Origin of the sequence: Variovorax boronicumulans NBRC 103145, from assembly GCF_001591345.1 — a bacterium.
Taxonomy (GTDB): domain Bacteria; phylum Pseudomonadota; class Gammaproteobacteria; order Burkholderiales; family Burkholderiaceae_C; genus Variovorax; species Variovorax boronicumulans.
The window spans coordinates 1-16,347 of sequence record NZ_BCUS01000059.1 but is presented as its reverse complement, the minus strand read 5'-3'; the positions used below and the strand labels follow the sequence as shown (position 1 = coordinate 16,347).

Here is a 16,347-nt window from a genome sequence, read left to right as displayed (position 1 = left end):
TTCTCTCTCAACTCATTCCAGACCGAGCGCGGCGTTCACCTTGCCCAGTTCCTCGGCCAGCGCGCGCACCGGCACGGCCAGCGCCTGGCGCTGCGCGTCGTCCAGCGGCGCGGGCTGGAAGCCTTCGCCGGCGCGGTACGGCGCCAGCGCGGCGTCGAAGGCGGCAAAGCGCTCGTCCACGGCCTTTTGCTGCGCGGGCGCGGCCTTCACGAGCAGCGGCTGCAGCAGGTCGGCGATCTTCTTGGTGCCTTCGTAGCTGCCCTGCAGGTTCACCAGCTCGGCATGGCCGTAGTGGTCTTCGCCGCCGGCCGGCAGGTTGTCGGCCACGCGGCGCAGCAGCTTCGAGGCGGCACTGGCGAGCCGCTCGGGCGGCACGCTCAGCTCGCGCAGGCGCGCCTGCAGCGTCTCGGTGTCGGCCAGCAGTTGGTCGAGGACCTGTGCCAGCGCCTTCGCGTCGCCCTGGCCGTACAGCGCGTACTCGATGCGGTGGAAGCCGCTGAAGCCCGGGTCGGCCTCGCGCTTCTCGAAGTAGTCGGCGCGGGCGTTGATGCGCGCGTCGAGGTCGGCGAACAGCTCGGCCATCGGCTCGATGCGCTTGTAGGCCTGGTGGGCCGGCGCGTAGAGCGCGCGCGCCTGCGCCAGGTCGCCGGCCTTGACGGCGTCGGCCAGCGCGCGCACCGCGTCGTCGAGCGTGGCGGCCTCCAGCCGCAGGAACACCTGGTACTCGGCCAGCGCGCCCACGTAGTTGACGAGCGAGGGCCGCGCCTCCTCGGCCAGCGAGGCCGCCGACGGCGTGACGTGCAGCTTGCCGCGCGGGTTGCTCAGCAGGCCGCAGGTGATGGCGAAGTCGCCCGGCGACAGCTTGACCGTCATGGTCTGCGAGAAGCCGGGCGCGATGTTCTCGCGCTCTTCGACCACCATCACGCCGTCGAGAATTTCCCACTCGAGCGCGCGGTTCGACTGGTTGACGATGGTGAAGGTCGTGCGGCCCGCGGGCACGGTGATCTCGTTGGGGTCGCAGGCGTTGCCGCGGATCGTGACGGTGACGGCGTGGTCGACCGCCTTGGGCGGCGCCTTGCGCGCCTGGTTCGAGGCGTACCAGAAGGCCGCGAGGCCGGCGACGACCAGCAGCGCCGAGGCGCCCACGGCGACGCGCATGAGCGTCGATGACGAAGAAGGAGAGGAAGAAGACATCGGGGAAAAAGATCAGCCGGCAGTGGCCGTGCGCGGCACCGCAGCAGCCGCCGGGCGCAGGAAGAAGAACAGGGCCACGGCCAGGAAGGCCAGGTAGACGATCACCTCGCCCACCACGGGCGCGGCCTGGTAGCCCAGCAGGCCCGACAGCACGGCGCCCACGGGGCTGTCCATCGGCAGGGTTTCGCTCATGTCGAACACCACGGTCTGCAGCTGGTTCCACACGCCGGCCTCGTGCAGCTTGCGCAGCACGCCCGCGAGCAGCCCGGCGGCGACCAGCAGGATGAACAGGCCCGTGAAGCGGAAGAAGCGGCGCAGGTCGAGCCGCACGCCGCCCGAATAGATGCCCCAGCCGACCACCACCGACACGGCGATGCCGGCGAGCGCGCCCACGGGCGCTTCCCAGCCGGTGCTCTGCTGGAACACGGCCAGCAGGAAGAAGACCGACTCCAGCCCCTCGCGCGCGACCGCCAGGAACACCATGCCGATCAGCGCCCAGCCCTGCCCGTCGGCATGCTGCGCCAGCGCCTTGTCGATCGACGCATGCAGCTCGCCCTTGATGGAGCGGGCCGCCTTGCGCATCCAGAACACCATCGTGGTCAGCATGACCACGGCGATGAGCCCGACCACGCCTTCGAACAGCTCCTGCTGCTTCTGCGGAAACTCGGCCGCCAGCAGTTGCAGGCCGGCGCCGGCGAACAGCGACAGCGCGGTGGCCAGCAGCACGCCGACCCACACCGCGGGCATCAGCACGCCGCGACCGCTTTGTTTCAGGTAACTGGCAACGATGCCGACGATGAGCGCGGCTTCGATGCCTTCGCGCAGCATGATGAGAAAGGGAATGAGCATCTCGGAACAGAAGAACGTTCTTTGAAAATGCCCCGATGTGGTGCATTTTTCATGGAACGGCCCGAGGATACCCCATCAAATAAGATTTATTCTCAATTGGGGGTATTCGACCCCGCCCCGCTCACAAGGGCAGTTCGACGATGCGCGCGCTGACGGTGTCGCCGTCGACGATCAGTTCGGCCACGGCGATAGGCAGCTTGAATCGGCGCGGGCCGGCGCTGCCCGGGTTGACGTAGAGCACGCCGCCGCGCTCCTCGACCTTGGGTTGGTGCGAATGGCCGGACACGACCACGCGAACGCCCTCGCCTGCCGGATCGCCGCGCAGTCCGGAAAGGTCATGGATTGCCAGCAGCCGCACGCCGCCGAGTTGCAGCACGGCTGTCTCGGGAATGGCCCCGGCCCAGGCGTCACGGTCGTTGTTGCCGCGCACCACCGTCAGCGGCGCGATCGCGGCCAGCGCGTCGAGGATGTCGGCGCCGCCGATGTCCCCGCCGTGCACGATGAAGTCGCAGCCCTGCAAGGCCGCCACGGCCTGCGGGCGCAGCAGGCCGTGGGTGTCGGAGATGAGCCCGACGCGGATCAAGCGATCAGGCCGCCAGCAGCTGCCGCAGCACGAACGGCAGGATGCCGCCGTGCTTGTAGTAGTCGACCTCGATCGGCGTGTCGATGCGCAGGCGCACCGTCACCTCCTGGTGCGTGCCGTCGGCGCGGTGCACGACCAGCTTCACGTCCATCTGCGGCTTGAGCTCGCCGCCGATCACGACGTCGATCTTTTCCTCGCCCGTGAGGCCCAGCGTCTGCCACGAGTCGGCGCCGCGGAACTGCAGCGGCAGCACGCCCATGCCGACCAGGTTGGCGCGGTGGATGCGCTCGAAGCTGCGTGCCACTACGGCCTTGATGCCCAACAGCTGCGTGCCCTTGGCGGCCCAGTCGCGCGACGAGCCGGTGCCGTACTCCTCGCCGCCGAACACGATGGTGGGCGTGCCCGCTGCCATGTACTTCATGGCGGCGTCGTAGATGAACATCTTTTCGCCGCCCGGCTGGAACAGCGTGACGCCGCCCTCTTCCTGCGTGCCGTTGGCGTCCGGCGGAATCATCAGGTTCTTGATGCGCACGTTGGCGAAGGTGCCGCGCACCATCACGTCGTGGTTGCCGCGGCGCGAGCCGTAGCTGTTGAAGTCGGCCTTGGGCACGCCGTGCGCCTTGAGCCAGATGCCCGCGGGCGAGCTTTCCTTGATGGAGCCGGCCGGCGAGATGTGATCGGTGGTGATCGAGTCGCCGAACAGCGCCATGACGCGCGCGCCCTGGATGCCCGCGTCCGACGCGTGCGGCTGCATCTGGAAGCCTTCGAAGAACGGCGGCTCGGCGATGTAGGTCGATTTCGGCCAGTCGTACACCTGGCCGGTCGTGCCCTTGATGCTCGTCCAGAACTTGCCCGGATCGCTCCTGACCTTCTCGTAGTTCGCGCGGAACGACTTGGCGTTCATCGCGAAGCGCAGGTTGTCGTCGATCTCCTTCGGCGTGGGCCAGATGTCGCCCAGGTACACGTCCTTGCCGCCCTTGCCCTTGCCCACGGGCTGGGTCATGAGGTCGGTCATCACGTTGCCCGCGATGGCAAAAGCCACCACCAGCGGCGGCGAAGCCAGGAAGTTGGCCTTCAGGTTCGGGTGGATGCGCGCCTCGAAGTTGCGGTTGCCCGAGAGCACGGCCGCGCCGATGAGGTCGTTCTTGGTGATGGCTTCGTTGATCTCGGGCGTGAGGTCGCCGGCATTGCCGATGCAGGTGGTGCAGCCGTAGCCCGCGAGGTAGAAGCCCAGCTTCTCCAGATACGGCAGCAGGCCCGCCTTCTCCAGGTATTCGGTGACGATGCGCGAGCCCGGGGCCAGCGAGGTCTTGATGTGCGGCTGCACCTTCAGGCCCGCTTCCACCGCCTTCTTGGCCAGGATGCCGGCCGCGAGCATCACGCTCGGGTTGGAGGTGTTGGTACACGAGGTGATGGCCGCAATGAGCACGTCGCCGTTGCCGATCGTGACGTCGCCCTTGGGCGCCGACGGCGCCGTGGCGCTGGTGTGGGCCGCGGCCTTGGTCGAACGGTTGGCCACCATCTCGATGACCGGGCGCGGCGAGCCGGGCGGCGGCGGGGGCACCTCGGTGTCGCCGCTCTGGCCTTCGCGCGTCAGCGCGTAGCGCTGCTTGAGCTTGTCGGCCGGCTGGTTGAAGCCGTTGGCGTCGTTGGGCTTGCTGTACAGCTCGGCGAACTTGGTCGACAGGTCGCCCAAGTTGATGCGGTCCTGCGGGCGCTTGGGGCCGGCCAGGCTGGGCGAGACGGTGCCCAGGTCGAGCTTGACGACCTTGGTGTAGTCGATGTCGCCCGGCGCGGGCATGCCGAACAGGCCCTGCGCCTTGTAGTAGGCGGCGAAGCGCTCCACTTCTTCCTTGGTGCGGCCGGTGCCTTCGAAGTACGCCACGGTCATCTCGTCGACCGGGAAGAAGCCCATGGTGGCGCCGTACTCGGGCGCCATGTTGCCGATGGTGGCGCGGTCGGGCACGGCGATGGACGCGGCACCGGGGCCGAAGAACTCGACGAACTTGCCCACCACCTTTTCGGCCCGCAGGATCGAGGTGACGTACAGCACCAGGTCGGTGGCCGTGACGCCTTCGCGAAGCTTGCCGGTGAGCTCGAAGCCCACCACGTCGGGCGTGAGCATGTAGACCGGCTGGCCCAGCATGGCGGCCTCGGCCTCGATGCCGCCCACGCCCCAGCCGACCACACCGATGCCGTTGATCATGGTGGTGTGGCTGTCGGTGCCCACCAGCGAGTCGGGGTAGTACACCGGCGTGTCGCTCTTGTCGGCCGGGCTCTTGTAGACGCCGCGCGCAAAGTACTCGAGGTTGACCTGGTGCACGATGCCGAAGCCCGGCGGCACGACGCCGAAGGTGTCGAAGGCCTGCATGCCCCACTTCATGAACTGGTAGCGCTCGTTGTTGCGCTGGAACTCCAGCTTCATGTTCAGGTCGAGCGCCTTGGGCGTGCCGTAGTAGTCGACCATCACCGAGTGGTCGACCACCAGGTCGACGGGCACCAGCGGCTCGATGGTCTTGGGCGACTTGTTCAGCTTGGCGGCCACGCTGCGCATGGCGGCCAGGTCGGCCAGGAGCGGCACGCCGGTGAAGTCCTGCAGCACCACGCGGGTGACGACAAAGGGAATTTCGTCGGTGCGCTCGGCATTGGGCGCCCAGTGGGCCAGCTCCTCGACGTGCTTGGCCGACACCTTCTGGCCGTCGCAGTTGCGCAGCACCGATTCGAGCACGATGCGGATCGACACCGGCAGGCGCTCCACGGACGGGTACTGCTTGGCCAGTTCCTTCAGCGACCAGTACTTGCCGGACTTGCCCGACGCGGTCTTGAAGGTCTTGAGGGTGGACGCAAACGCGTGCGCCGGGGCTTTGGCCATGAGAAGACTCCTGTGTGTTCGTGGAAGCTCCTCAAGGATAGCGAGGTTCAATGTCAGTGGCTGTAGTCGGTCTTCCTTGTCGGGCTCTCCCGGAACTATCGTTCTCATAGCGAAAACGCCCGCCGCACGGGGTGCGGCGGGCGTGGAGCGGACGGTCGTCAGGCGTTCAGGCCATCGCCATCTGGGCACTGGCCCGGGTGCGGCTCAGGCCGGTCCATTGCAGCTCGGCCAGCACGACCACGCACAGCGCCTGCGCCAGCACCCAGGCCATGCCGAGCGCGGTGACCGCGAACACGCCGCTCACCAGCAGCGCCACGCAGGCCACGGCCCAGGCGAAGTTGCCGACGACCACGAGGCCGATCAGCGTGCGCGGCGGCGTGGCGCGGCTGGCCATGAAGGCGGCGGCCGCCGCGTAGGCCAGCAGGAACACGCCGGTGCCCATGAGCAGCCAGGCGGGCAGGCCGGTCAGGTGGGCGAGAGCGTCGGTGAACGCCACCTGCAGCGCGCCGGTCGCGGCGCACGAAGCGGCATCGGCCCACATCACGTTCGACAGGAAGCAGGGGGAAGCGAAAACAGACATGTGAATCTCCTGGGTGGGTACGCTGCAGGCCAGTCCTGCTGCGTTGGGGTCGATGATTCCGCCGGGCGTGGATCGCGTCGATGACCTGGGAGGTCATGGCGCAGCGCCGCCGTCGCGCCAGAATGCGGCTCCATGAACACCCCCCGCACCCATTCGTCCAAGGCCGCCGCCGCCGGCCTTCCCGGCGCACGCGACCCGTTCGGCGCCCACCTGCGGCACTGGCGCACCCACCGCCGCCTGAGCCAGCTCGACCTGGCGCAGGAGGCCGAGGTCTCGACCCGTCACCTGAGCTACGTGGAAACCGGCCGCGCCGCGCCCAGCCGCGAGATGGTGCTGCGCCTGGCCGAGCGGCTGGACGTGCCGCTGCGCGAGCGCAACGCGCTGCTGGTGGCCGCCGGCTTCGCGCCCATGTACCGCCAGCGCTCGCTCGACGACCCGGCCATGGCCTCGGCGCGCCGCGCCATCGACCTCGTGCTGAAGGGCCACGAGCCCTTCCCCGCGCTGGCCGTGGACCGGCACTGGAACCTGGTGGCGCACAACGCGCTGGTGCCGCTGCTCATGGAAGGCTGCTCGGCCGAGCTGCTGAAGCCGCCGATCAACGTGCTGCGCCTGAGCCTGCACCCCGAGGGCGTGGCGCCGCGCATCGCGAACCTGGCACAGTGGCGCACGCACCTGCTGGAGCGGCTGCAGCAGCAGATCGCCGCCACCGGCGACACCGTGCTGCAGGCGCTGCACGACGAGCTGGAGGGCTACCCGCCGCCCGCCGTGAGCCACGACGCGCCGCTGCTCGACACCGCGCTGTCGGCGGTGGCCGTGCCGTTCCAGGTGGTCATGCCGAGTGGCGTGCTGAGCTTCATCAGCACCATCACCATCTTCGGCACGCCGGTGGACGTCACGCTGCAGGAACTCGCGGTGGAGTCGTTCTTTCCGGCGGACGAGCAGACGGCGGCGGCGCTGACGGCACTGGCGGCGCAGCAGGCGCGCTGAGGCCGGCGCTGCCGTCCGCGTTGCGCGCCGGCCCTTCGAAGTCGTCGACCTGAATGACCTTGTCGGCCGCCTGCAGGTAGGCCAGCGCCAGCGCGGGGTCGCTGGCCGAGCGCGCGGCCTCGTCGAGCGAACGCGTGCGGCGCAGCACCTTGTTGAGCGCGGCCGTCTCGTCGCCCAGCCGCGCGCCGAGCGCCATCGCCTGCATCAGGTCGCGCAGGCCGCCCGGGCCGGGTTCCGACAGATCGGGCACGAGGCGCGCGACCACCTCCGGCCGCGTGCGCAGCAGCTCGGCCAGCGCCATCAGCTGCACATCGCGCAGCGGCGCCAGGTGCGCGGTGCGGCGCAGCACCAGCGCGCCCAGCAGGCGCCGCCCCGGCGTCGGCAGGTTGGCGTAGAGGTCGCGCAGGATCTTGCCGGCCTCGTCCAGCTGCAGCCGGATCGCGGCCTGCGCAAAGGGCAGCAGTTCGGGCGCCGCATCGACGCGGTAGCGCCACACGCAGGCGCTCGCCAGGTACAGGTGGGCCAGCACATCGCCCAGCCGCGCCGACAGCAGCTCCATGCGCTTGAGCTTGCCGCCAAGCAGCCCCATCGCCAGGTCGGCGGTGAGCGCGTACTTGGCGCTCATGCGCGCGATGAGGCGCGCTTCGCCCGCCAGCGCCTCGGGCGGATGGCCGAGCACCGGCGCGCCGAACAGGCTGTGCCACAGGTTGCGCGCCACATGCCTGCCGTGCGCGATGAGCGCCTGGCCGAGCGCGGTTTCGTCTTTCGCCTGTACCGCCGCCATCTCGTCGAGCACGTGCGGGTGGCAGCGCACCGCGCCCTGGCCGAACACGATGAGCGCGCGCGTGAGGATGTTCGCGCCCTCTACCGTGATCGCGATCGGCGCCTGCCGGTAGGCCACGCCGAGCAGGTTCGACGGGCCCGAGATGATCCCCTTGCCGCCGAGGATGTCCATGCCGTGGTTCACCGCGCGGCGCCCGGCCTCGGTGAGCTGCACCTTGAGGATCGCGCTGGCCACGCTGGGCCGCTCGCCCTTGTCGAGCGCGGCCGCCGTGAAGCGCCGCGCGGCATCGGTCGCGTACAGCTGCGCCGACATCTGCGCGACCAGCCCCGCCACCGCGTGGAACTTGCCCACCGGCAGGCCGAACTGCTCGCGGATCTGGCCGTAAGCGTTGCTGACGTACAGCGCGGTCTGCTGCATGGCCGAGCCCAGCGCGGGCAGCGAGATGGCGCGGCCCGCGGCCAGGCATTCCATCAGCATGCGCCAGCCCTGCCCCACCTGCGGCTCGCCGCCGATGACCCAGTCCATCGGCACGAACACCTGTCGGCCGTGGATCGGGCCGTTCATGAAGGCGCTGTCCATCGGGCGGTGGCGCCGGCCGATCTCCATGCCCTCGTGCGGCACGGGAATCAGCGCGCAGGTGATGCCCAGTTCACGCTGGCCTTCGGGCCGGCTTTCGTCGATGGCATGGAACGCGAGGCCGACCACGGTGGCGACCGGCGCGAGCGTGATGTAGCGCTTGTCGAAATCGACCAGGAAGCCGCGCGTGCGCCGGCCCTGGAACTCGCGCTCGACCAGCACGCCGCGGTCAGGAATGGCGGCGGCGTCGGAGCCCGCATAGGGCGAGGTCAGGCCGAAGCACGGCAGCTCGCGGCCGTCGGCCAGGCGCGGCAGGTAGTGGTCTTTCTGCGCGTCGGTGCCGTAGCGCAGCAGCAGCTCGGCCGGGCCGAGCGAGTTGGGCACCATCACCGTGACGGCCGTTGCCACGTTGACGCTCGCGATGCGCGCCACCACCGTCGCGTGCGCGTAGTGCCCGAAGCCCAGGCCACCGAAGGCCTCGGGAATGATCATTCCGAAGAAGCGCTTCTCGCGCAGGAAGCGCCACACCTCGGGCGGCAGGTCGTGCGCCTGGTCGATGGCATGGTCGTCGAGCATGCGGCACAGCGCGGGCACCTCGTTCGCCAGGAAGGCTTCTTCGCGCGCGCTGAGCTGGTTGGGGCCGGCGGCCGTCAGCGCATCGAAATCGGGGCGCCCGGCAAAGAGCTGGCCTTCGAACCCGACCGTGCCGGCCTCGAGCGCGGCGCGCTCGGTGTCGCCCAGCGGCGGCAGGGCCTTGGAGAAAGGCTGCATCGCCCATCGGCCGATCAGGGTCGCCAGTGGCATGGGGTCTCCTTGCGCCGCACCGGAGCGCGCGGCATGCGTCCATTCTTGGACGGCACCGGCCCACACCGGGCCGGTCAAGGGCGTTCACGCGTGTCGGAGACGGGCTCGCGCGCCCCGCGGGATCAGCGGCGCTTGGGCGCCTGCCCGGCCGGCGCGGCGGCCGGCACGGGTGCATTGGGATCGCGCCAGCCGTACTCGACGTAGCGGCGGATCACGAGGCAGCCCGGCGGCGAATCGATCAGCGAGACCGACGAGGTGGGCTCCTTGTCGTCGGTGTAGACCGTGTAGATCGGCAGCAGCGGCGTGCGCTTGTAGTTCTTCAGTTCCTGCTCGGCCACGCTGGCGCAGGTGAAGGGCGCCACCGAGATGCGCTCGGCCGCCACGGTGCAGGCACCGCTGTCGTCGGGAATGGCGGTGATCGACGCCGCCACGCCCGCGTTCGGGTACTGGATGCCGACCAGCGAGAACACCGGGCCGGCGTCGGGACGCTTGCGGTCCCAGTCGAGCAGCACGTCGTGCGCGCGGCTGCCCTGCACGGTGAGCGAGGCCAGCCGCGTGATGGCCGGCAGGCAGCGCTGGATGCCGACGCTGGCAGCGGCGCGCGTGAGCGTGTCCTGCGGCGCCGCGGGCGGGGCCAGCACGCCCTGCGCGAGCGCGCTGCCGGCCATCGCGAGCACCCAGGCTGCGGCGGTGAATCGGGCCAGGGCGGTCATCGGTGTCGCCTTCACGCGTAGAGGCTCTCGATGGCCGCCGAATAGAGGCGCACGTTCTCTTCGCCTTCCGGGTCGAGCTTCGCGATGAGGGCGCGGGCGCGCTCGCGGTAGGCCGGCAGGTTCGCGTCGTGCTCGGCGAACGCGCGCCGCAGCGCCTGCCCGCCCTCCTCGCAGTCGAAGCCGTGGTAGCGGTAGCCGCAGTCACCGATCAGGTGCGAGTTGTGGATGAGCGGCCAGCCGCCGTACAGCGCCTCGTAGTAGAGGTAGTTCTGCGCGTTCTCCCAGTGGTGCGCAAAGACCGCGTCGATCGCGCCCGGCAGCACCTGGTACAGCGGAAAGCGCCCTTCGAAGGTCGCCAGGCCGTGCCGAACGAGATCGAGGCTCTGCGCGAAGGCGACGAAGTTCGGCTTGTCCTTCAGGTGGAAGCTGTTGTAGACCCACATCTTCTCGATGAGGCGCGGCTGCGCGCGGTGCGCCGACTCGCAGCCCAGCATCGGGATGAAGCTGGTCTTCACCATGCAGATGTTGGGCTCGAAGATGGCCACGCGCCACTGGGTGCGCCCCGGTTCGTAGACAAAGCGCTTGCCCTCGGCGCCGCGCGCCATCGCCTTCTCGACCACCATCGGGCTCCACAGGTGCGGCATGAGCTTGGTGGGCGCGCGGAAGGTGCTCGCGAAGTACGGCTTGCAGGAGGTTTCGTACTCGGGCAGCGTCCACACCTCGTCGTACGGTGCGCCGCTGACCAGCATGCCGTGCGGCTTGTTGAAGGTCATGCGCTCGATGTCGATCACGTAGTCGTTGCCCACGCGCATCGAGACGATTTTTCCGCCGCGCTCGCGGAACGCCACCGACCAGTCGCGCCCCAGCTGCGCGCTCATCTCGATCATGAGGTCGAGCTCCTGCGCGGCGGTGGCCATGTCGATGATCGGCACCGGCGAGTCGGCCAGGAAGTTGGTGGCGTCGGCCGGGCCGCCGTCGCCGCCGCCGGCCACCAGCACCGTGCGTTCGACGCAGGGCGAGCGCAGCAGCAGCATCACGAGGAACAGGCAGTTCTGGTAGACGCCGTTCTCCCACAGGCTCTGCTCGCCCTTGCGGATGAAGATGGAGACGCCGACTTTCAGCCGGGTCGGTGCAGCGGCCGCGCGCGGGCCTGCGGTGGGGTTCTGCACGTCGCTCATGCGGCCACCTTTGCGTTGCCGGCACGGAACGCCGGATCGCCGCCCACCAGGTTCAATAGCCGCTGTGCGTAGCCGTCGATGTTGGCGGGGTGCATCGGATCGATCGCGTCGAACACGCGCTGGCTGCGCGCGCGGTAGTCATCGAGTTGCGCGTCGTGGCCGCGCACGGCCACGGCCAGCTGTTCGGCACCGACGGCGATATCGAAGTCGGGGTAGTAGTAGCCGGCGTCGCGCAGCCAGGGCGAGTTGTGCACCAGCGGGTAGTTGCCGTACAGCGCGTCGAGGTAGCTGTAGTTCTGGTCGTTCTGCCACTGGTGCGACACCACCGCGTCGGCGTGCTGCACCATGAAGCCCGCGAAGTCGTGCCGTCCGTGGAAGGTGGCCTTGTGCTGGCGCACGATGTCCAGCGAGTTGGCCAGGTAGAGCATCGTCGGATGGTCTTTCAGGTGCAGCGTGTTGAGCACGTGCATCGCCGCGACGTGCTCCGGGTTGGCGCGGTAGGCCCCGTCGCTGATCAGCATTGGGATGCTGCACGACTTCACGACCGAGATGTTGGGCTCGAAGATCGCGACCCGGAACCCCGGCTGCTGCGCCGTGCGCGGCTGGTAGCCGAAGCGGAAGCCCTGCGCCTGCACCTCGTCCACGCGCTGCGCCAGGAACTGCGGCGACCAGAGGTACGGCACCTCGTGCACCGGGCAGCGGTGCAGCGTGCGCATCATCGGCGCAAAGGCCGCGTCCTTGGGCAGCAGCCAGATCTCGTCGCAGCGGTCGGTGGCGCCGAAGTGCCCCTTGTCGGCAAAGACGATCGGCTCGGCCAGCGCCACGAAGGGCTGCCCCACGCCGTGGAAGGCCACGCGCCCGCCGCAGGCGCGGAAGTACGACAGCCACTGCACGTCGAGCGCGCCGGCCATTTCGATGACCACGTCGAGCGCGTCGGTCAGCTCGCGGGCGCGGCCCAGCGTGAGCCCCATGGCCGACAGGTCGACCTGCGGCGGCATCGCCTGCTGGTCGCCCGCGTCGATGAGCGTGACGGACTCGACGAATTCGATGCGTTGCAGCAGCCGGGCCAGGAACAGGACGTTCTGTCCCATTCCGTTTTCCCAGATGTTCTGCCCCGCGTGGGAGAGGACTGAAATACCGATGCGCATGGCCGAAGTGTGTACCAAAAAAACAATGGCTCCCGCGCGCAGGGCGCGGGAGCCACCGGACCGGGGGCGTCGGCCTAGCGGCCTTTTACTTCCACTTCCAGCCGATGCCCGCGTTGACGCCCCACTCCTTGCCGGTGGAGCTCAGGCCCGCTCCCCAGGAGATCTTGCCGTCGTCCGACAGGGCCTTGAAGGTCAGCGCCACCGCGCTGTAGCCCTTGTACGAACCCATGCCGATGCCGATCGTCTTCTCGCCCGGGTAGAGCGTGGGCAGGTAGGTGCCCGACATCGCGAAGGCCATCGCCGAGCCCGAGTAGGCGATGCGCGCCACGTCGCCCACCTGCTTTTGCACCTGCTGCAGCTGGCCCAGGTTGACCGCGTCGCCCGGCAGCACGCCCGGGGCCACGTTGCTGATGCGCGTGGGACCCGAAGTCTCGGTGCCCAGCGTGATCTGGTTGTAGTTCACCGACCCGTCGGGGTTGGTGGCGTACTGCACGCTGCTGGCCTTCGCAGCCGCCGAGACCGCCTTCAGCTGCGCCACGTTGGTCGCGTCGCTGTCGGCCGAGCCGGCTGCCACGCCCGTGATCTGGCGGAACTGGTTGTTGGCCGCATCGCCCACCGACACCGCCGCCTGCGTGCTGGTCGTGGCCTTGATGGCCGCTTCCTGCTGCGCATTCGCGCTGCCCGGCACGTAGCCAGCCACGCCCGCCGCCCGCGAGGCCACCGAGTTCGCACCCAGTGCCACGCCGCCGGTCTGCTGGACCACCGCGCCGAAGCCGATGGCCGTGCCCTGCGCGATGTTCTGCGCCTTGCTCAGCGGCGTGCCGCCGGCGTCCGCACCGTCACCCAGGGCCACGCCGCCGCCGCCGGCACGGGAGTTCGCGCCGATCGCCTGCGAGCCCGTGGCCAGCGCCCCGGTGCCGATGGCGATGGCGTTGGTGCCCGTGGCCTGCGCCCCGAAGCCCACCGCCACCGCGCCGTCGGCCGTGGCCTTCGCGCCGTTGCCGGCCGCGAAGGAGTTGGCGCCGCTGGCTTCGGAACGCGGTCCGATCGCCACTGCTTCCTTGCCGCTGGCCACGGAGTCGGCGCCGGTCGACTGGGCGTGGAAGTATTTCGTGCCCTTGTCGTTGATCGTGTTGACCGTCGTGCTCAGGCTGCTGATGCTGCTCGTGGCCGTGCTCAGGCCAGTCGACGTCGAGGTCGACAGGCTGGAGAGGCCGCTGGCCGCGCCGCCCACGCTGGTGGACAGGCTGTCCAAGTTGCTGTTGGTGGTGCTCAGGCCGGTCGACAGGCTGTTGACGGTGCTGTTGGTCGTGCTCAACCCGGTCGAGAGGCTGCTCACGTTGCTGTTCGTCGTGCTCAGGCCGGTCGACAGGCTGCCGACGGCGCTGTTGGTCGTGCTCAGGCCGGTCGAAAGACTGTCGACGCTGCTGCCCACCGTGCTCAGCCCGGTCGACAGGCTGTCGATGCGGCTGGCCGAGGTGCTCAGGCCGGTGGACACCGAGCTCGACAGGCTGTTCACGCTGCTCGTGACCGTGCTCAGGCCGGACGACGTGGAGGTCGAGAGGCTGTTCAGGTTGCTGTTCGTCGTGCTCAGGCCCGACGAGAGGCTGCCGACGTTGCTGTTGGTCGTGCTCAGGCCGGTGGACAGGCTGTTGATGCCGCTGTTGGCAGTGCTCAGGCCGGTGGACAGGCTGCCGATGCCGCTGTTGGCGGTGCTCAGGCCGGTCGACAGGCTGCCGATGCCGCTGTTGGCGGTGCTCAGGCCGGTCGAGGTCGAGGACGACAGGCTGCCCAGGTTGCTGTTCGTCGTGCTCAGGCCCGTCGACAGGCTGAAGATGCCGCTGTAGGCGGTGCTCAGGCCGGACGAGAACGAGGTGGACAGGCTGCTGACGTTGCTGTTGGTCGTGCTCAGGCCGGTCGACAGGCTGTCGATGCTGCTCGTGGCCGTGCTCAGGCCCGACGAGGTCGAGGTCGAGAGACTGTCGACGTTGCTGTTCGTCGTGCTGAGGCCGGTCGAGAGGCTGTCGATGTTGCTCGTGGCAGTGCTCAGGCCCGAGGACGTGGAGGTCGAGAGGCTGCTGACGTTGCTGTTGGTGGTGCTCAGGCCTGTGGAGAGGCTGGAGATGCCGCTGGTGGCGGTGCTCAGGCCGGTCGACAGACTGGAGATGCCGCTCGACGTCGAAGTCGACAAGCTACCAACGGTGCTGTTCGTGGTGCTCAGTCCGGTGGACAGGCTCGAGATACCGCTGGTGGCGGTGCTCAGGCCGGTCGACAGGCTGTCGATTCCGCTCGTAGCCGTGCTCAAGCCACTCGACGTCGAGGTCGACAGGCTGCTGACGTTGCTGTTGGTCGTGCTCAAGCCAGTGGACAGGCTGGAGATGCCACTGGTCGCCGTGCTCAGACCGGTCGACAGGCTGTCGATTCCGCTCGTGGCCGTGCTCAGGCCGCTCGACGTCGAGGTCGACAGGCTGCTGACGTTGCTGTTCGTGGTGCTCAGGCCAGTGGACAGGCTCGAGATGCCACTGGTCGCAGTGCTCAGGCCGGTCGAGAGGCTGTCGATGCCGCTCGTGGCGGTGCTCAGGCCGGACGACGTCGAGGTCGAGAGGCTGCTCACGTTGCTGTTGGTCGTGCTCAAGCCAGTAGACAAGCTGGAGATGCCGCTGGTGGCAGTGCTCAGGCCCGTCGACAGGCTGGAAATGCCGCTCGACGTCGAAGTCGACAAGCTACCCACGGTGCTGTTCGTGGTGCTCAGGCCCGTGGACAGGCTGGAGATGCCACTGGTCGCCGTGCTCAGACCAGTCGAGAGGCTGTCGATTCCGCTCGTCGCGGTGCTCAGACCAGACGACGTGGAAGTCGAGAGGCTGCTGACGTTGCTGTTGGTGGTGCTCAGGCCTGTGGACAAACTGGAGATACCGCTGGTGGCGGTACTCAGCCCCGTCGACAAGCTGTCGATGCCGCTGGTAGCGGTGCTGAGACCGGACGACGTCGACGTCGACAGGCTGCTGACATTGCTGTTCATCGTGCTCAAGCCGGTGGACAGACTCGAGATGCCACTGGTCGCCGTGCTCAAGCCGGTCGAGAGACTGTCGATGCCGCTCGTCGCTGTGCTCAGACCCGACGATGTCGAAGTCGACAGGCTGCTCACGTTGCTATTGGTGGTGCTCAATCCCGTTGACAGACTCGAGATACCGCTGGTTGCGGTGCTCAGGCCCGTCGACAGGCTGTCGATGCCGCTCGCGGCCGTACTCAGGCCGCTCGACGTGGAGGTCGAGAGGCTGCTGACATTGCTGTTCGTCGTGCTCAGGCCCGTGGACAGGCTGGAGATACCGCTGGTAGCAGTGCTGAGGCCGGACGACGTCGACGTCGAGAGGCTGCTGATGTTGCTGTTCGTGGTGCTCAGGCCGGTCGACAGGCTGGAGATGCCACTGGTCACTGTGCTGAGACCCGTCGACAGGCTCGAGATACCGCTGGTAGCCGTGCTCAAGCCCGACGACGTCGAAGTCGAGAGACTGCTGAGGTTGCTGTTGGTCGTGCTCAGTCCAGTGGACAGGCTGGAGATACCACTGGTCGCCGAGCTCAAGCCGGTCGAGAGGCTGTCGATGCCGCTCGTGGCCGTGCTCAGTCCCGACGACGTCGAAGTCGACAGGCTGCTGACGTTGCTGTTCGTGGTGCTCAGGCCCGTGGACAAGCTGGAGATGCCACTGGTCGCTGTGCTCAAACCGGTCGAGAGGCTGTCGATGCCACTAGTAGCGGTGCTGAGGCCGGACGACGTGGAAGTCGACAGGCTGCTTACATTGCTGTTCGTCGTGCTCAGGCCGGTGGACAGGCTCGAGATACCGCTGGTCGCCGTGCTCAGGCCAGACGACGTCGACGTCGAGAGGCTGCTGATGTTGCTGTTCGTGGTGCTCAGGCCGGTCGACAGGCTGTCGATGCTGCTCGTCGCAGTGCTCAGGCCGCTCGACGTCGAGGTCGACAAGCTGCTCACATTGCTATTCGTGGTGCTCAGGCCCGTGGACAGGCTGGAGATACCGCTGGTTGCCGTACTCAAGCCCGACGACGTCGAGGTCGACAGGCTGCTG

The 16,347-nt window shown here is 68.7% G+C and carries 10 protein-coding genes and 1 pseudogene; 1 reads left to right on the top strand and 10 read right to left on the bottom strand.

Annotated elements, in window-relative coordinates; genetic code table 11:
- Positions 1 to 12: 12 nt before the first annotated feature.
- From efeO to VBO01S_RS17775, 5 genes are all read right to left on the bottom strand, one after another.
- On the bottom strand, positions 13 to 1,194 hold the full coding sequence (gene efeO, locus VBO01S_RS17795; RefSeq protein ID WP_062477162.1) for an iron uptake system protein EfeO: 1,182 nt from the start codon (positions 1,192 to 1,194) through the stop codon (positions 13 to 15).
- A gap of 12 nt (positions 1,195 to 1,206) precedes the next feature.
- Entirely contained in the window at positions 1,207 to 2,043 is an 837-nt protein-coding gene (gene efeU, locus VBO01S_RS17790) for an iron uptake transporter permease EfeU (RefSeq protein WP_062477160.1), read from the bottom strand.
- Positions 2,044 to 2,164: 121 nt separating this feature from the next.
- On the bottom strand, positions 2,165 to 2,626 hold the full coding sequence (locus tag VBO01S_RS17785) for a metallophosphoesterase family protein (RefSeq protein WP_082818179.1): 462 nt from the start codon (positions 2,624 to 2,626) through the stop codon (positions 2,165 to 2,167).
- Positions 2,627 to 2,630: 4 nt separating this feature from the next.
- Positions 2,631 to 5,498, bottom strand: a complete 2,868-nt coding sequence (locus tag VBO01S_RS17780; protein ID WP_062477157.1) for an aconitate hydratase — start codon at positions 5,496 to 5,498, stop codon at positions 2,631 to 2,633.
- A gap of 166 nt (positions 5,499 to 5,664) precedes the next feature.
- Positions 5,665 to 6,078, bottom strand: a complete 414-nt coding sequence (locus VBO01S_RS17775) for a hypothetical protein (protein WP_062477155.1) — start codon at positions 6,076 to 6,078, stop codon at positions 5,665 to 5,667.
- Between the two features lie 132 nt (positions 6,079 to 6,210).
- Between VBO01S_RS17775 and VBO01S_RS17770 the strand changes: the two genes are divergently transcribed.
- Positions 6,211 to 7,065, top strand: coding sequence for a helix-turn-helix domain-containing protein (locus VBO01S_RS17770; protein ID WP_062477152.1), 855 nt, complete (start codon positions 6,211 to 6,213; stop codon positions 7,063 to 7,065).
- Here the strand turns inward: VBO01S_RS17770 and VBO01S_RS17765 are convergent.
- The 5 genes and pseudogenes from VBO01S_RS17765 to VBO01S_RS31870 all read right to left on the bottom strand — a co-directional run.
- Positions 6,971 to 9,229 carry an acyl-CoA dehydrogenase gene (locus VBO01S_RS17765; protein ID WP_062477149.1) on the bottom strand — a complete coding sequence of 753 codons (2,259 nt, stop codon included), beginning with the start codon at positions 9,227 to 9,229 and terminating at the stop codon, positions 6,971 to 6,973. The two genes, VBO01S_RS17770 and VBO01S_RS17765, sit on opposite strands and share 95 nt — an antisense overlap.
- A 122-nt stretch (positions 9,230 to 9,351) precedes the next feature.
- The gene (locus VBO01S_RS17760; protein ID WP_062477146.1) at positions 9,352 to 9,942 is read right to left on the bottom strand and encodes a hypothetical protein; all 591 of its coding nucleotides are present in this window, start codon (positions 9,940 to 9,942) and stop codon (positions 9,352 to 9,354) included.
- A gap of 11 nt (positions 9,943 to 9,953) precedes the next feature.
- Positions 9,954 to 11,120, bottom strand: coding sequence for a DUF2827 domain-containing protein (locus tag VBO01S_RS17755; RefSeq protein ID WP_062477143.1), 1,167 nt, complete (start codon positions 11,118 to 11,120; stop codon positions 9,954 to 9,956).
- Positions 11,117 to 12,268 carry a DUF2827 domain-containing protein gene (locus VBO01S_RS17750; RefSeq protein WP_062477140.1) on the bottom strand — a complete coding sequence of 384 codons (1,152 nt, stop codon included), beginning with the start codon at positions 12,266 to 12,268 and terminating at the stop codon, positions 11,117 to 11,119. Before VBO01S_RS17750 ends, VBO01S_RS17755 begins: the two co-directional genes overlap by 4 nt.
- An 85-nt stretch (positions 12,269 to 12,353) precedes the next feature.
- Positions 12,354 to 16,169, bottom strand: a pseudogene (locus VBO01S_RS31870) (beta strand repeat-containing protein); the annotation flags it as partial.
- Positions 16,170 to 16,347 lie beyond the last annotated feature (178 nt).

What these genes read in the sequence shown, in the direction of transcription:
- VBO01S_RS17770 (WP_062477152.1), top strand. Translation starts at nt 6,211, where the DNA reads ATGAACACCCCCCGCACCCATTCGTCCAAGGCCGCCGCCGCCGGCCTT.
- VBO01S_RS17775 (WP_062477155.1), bottom strand. Translation starts at nt 6,078, where the DNA reads ATGTCTGTTTTCGCTTCCCCCTGCTTCCTGTCGAACGTGATGTGGGCC.
- VBO01S_RS17780 (WP_062477157.1), bottom strand. Translation starts at nt 5,498, where the DNA reads ATGGCCAAAGCCCCGGCGCACGCGTTTGCGTCCACCCTCAAGACCTTC.
- efeO (WP_062477162.1), bottom strand. Translation starts at nt 1,194, where the DNA reads ATGTCTTCTTCCTCTCCTTCTTCGTCATCGACGCTCATGCGCGTCGCC.
- VBO01S_RS17760 (WP_062477146.1), bottom strand. Translation starts at nt 9,942, where the DNA reads ATGACCGCCCTGGCCCGATTCACCGCCGCAGCCTGGGTGCTCGCGATG.
- VBO01S_RS17755 (WP_062477143.1), bottom strand. Translation starts at nt 11,120, where the DNA reads ATGAGCGACGTGCAGAACCCCACCGCAGGCCCGCGCGCGGCCGCTGCA.
- VBO01S_RS17765 (WP_062477149.1), bottom strand. Translation starts at nt 9,229, where the DNA reads ATGCCACTGGCGACCCTGATCGGCCGATGGGCGATGCAGCCTTTCTCC.
- efeU (WP_062477160.1), bottom strand. Translation starts at nt 2,043, where the DNA reads ATGCTCATTCCCTTTCTCATCATGCTGCGCGAAGGCATCGAAGCCGCG.
- VBO01S_RS17750 (WP_062477140.1), bottom strand. Translation starts at nt 12,268, where the DNA reads ATGCGCATCGGTATTTCAGTCCTCTCCCACGCGGGGCAGAACATCTGG.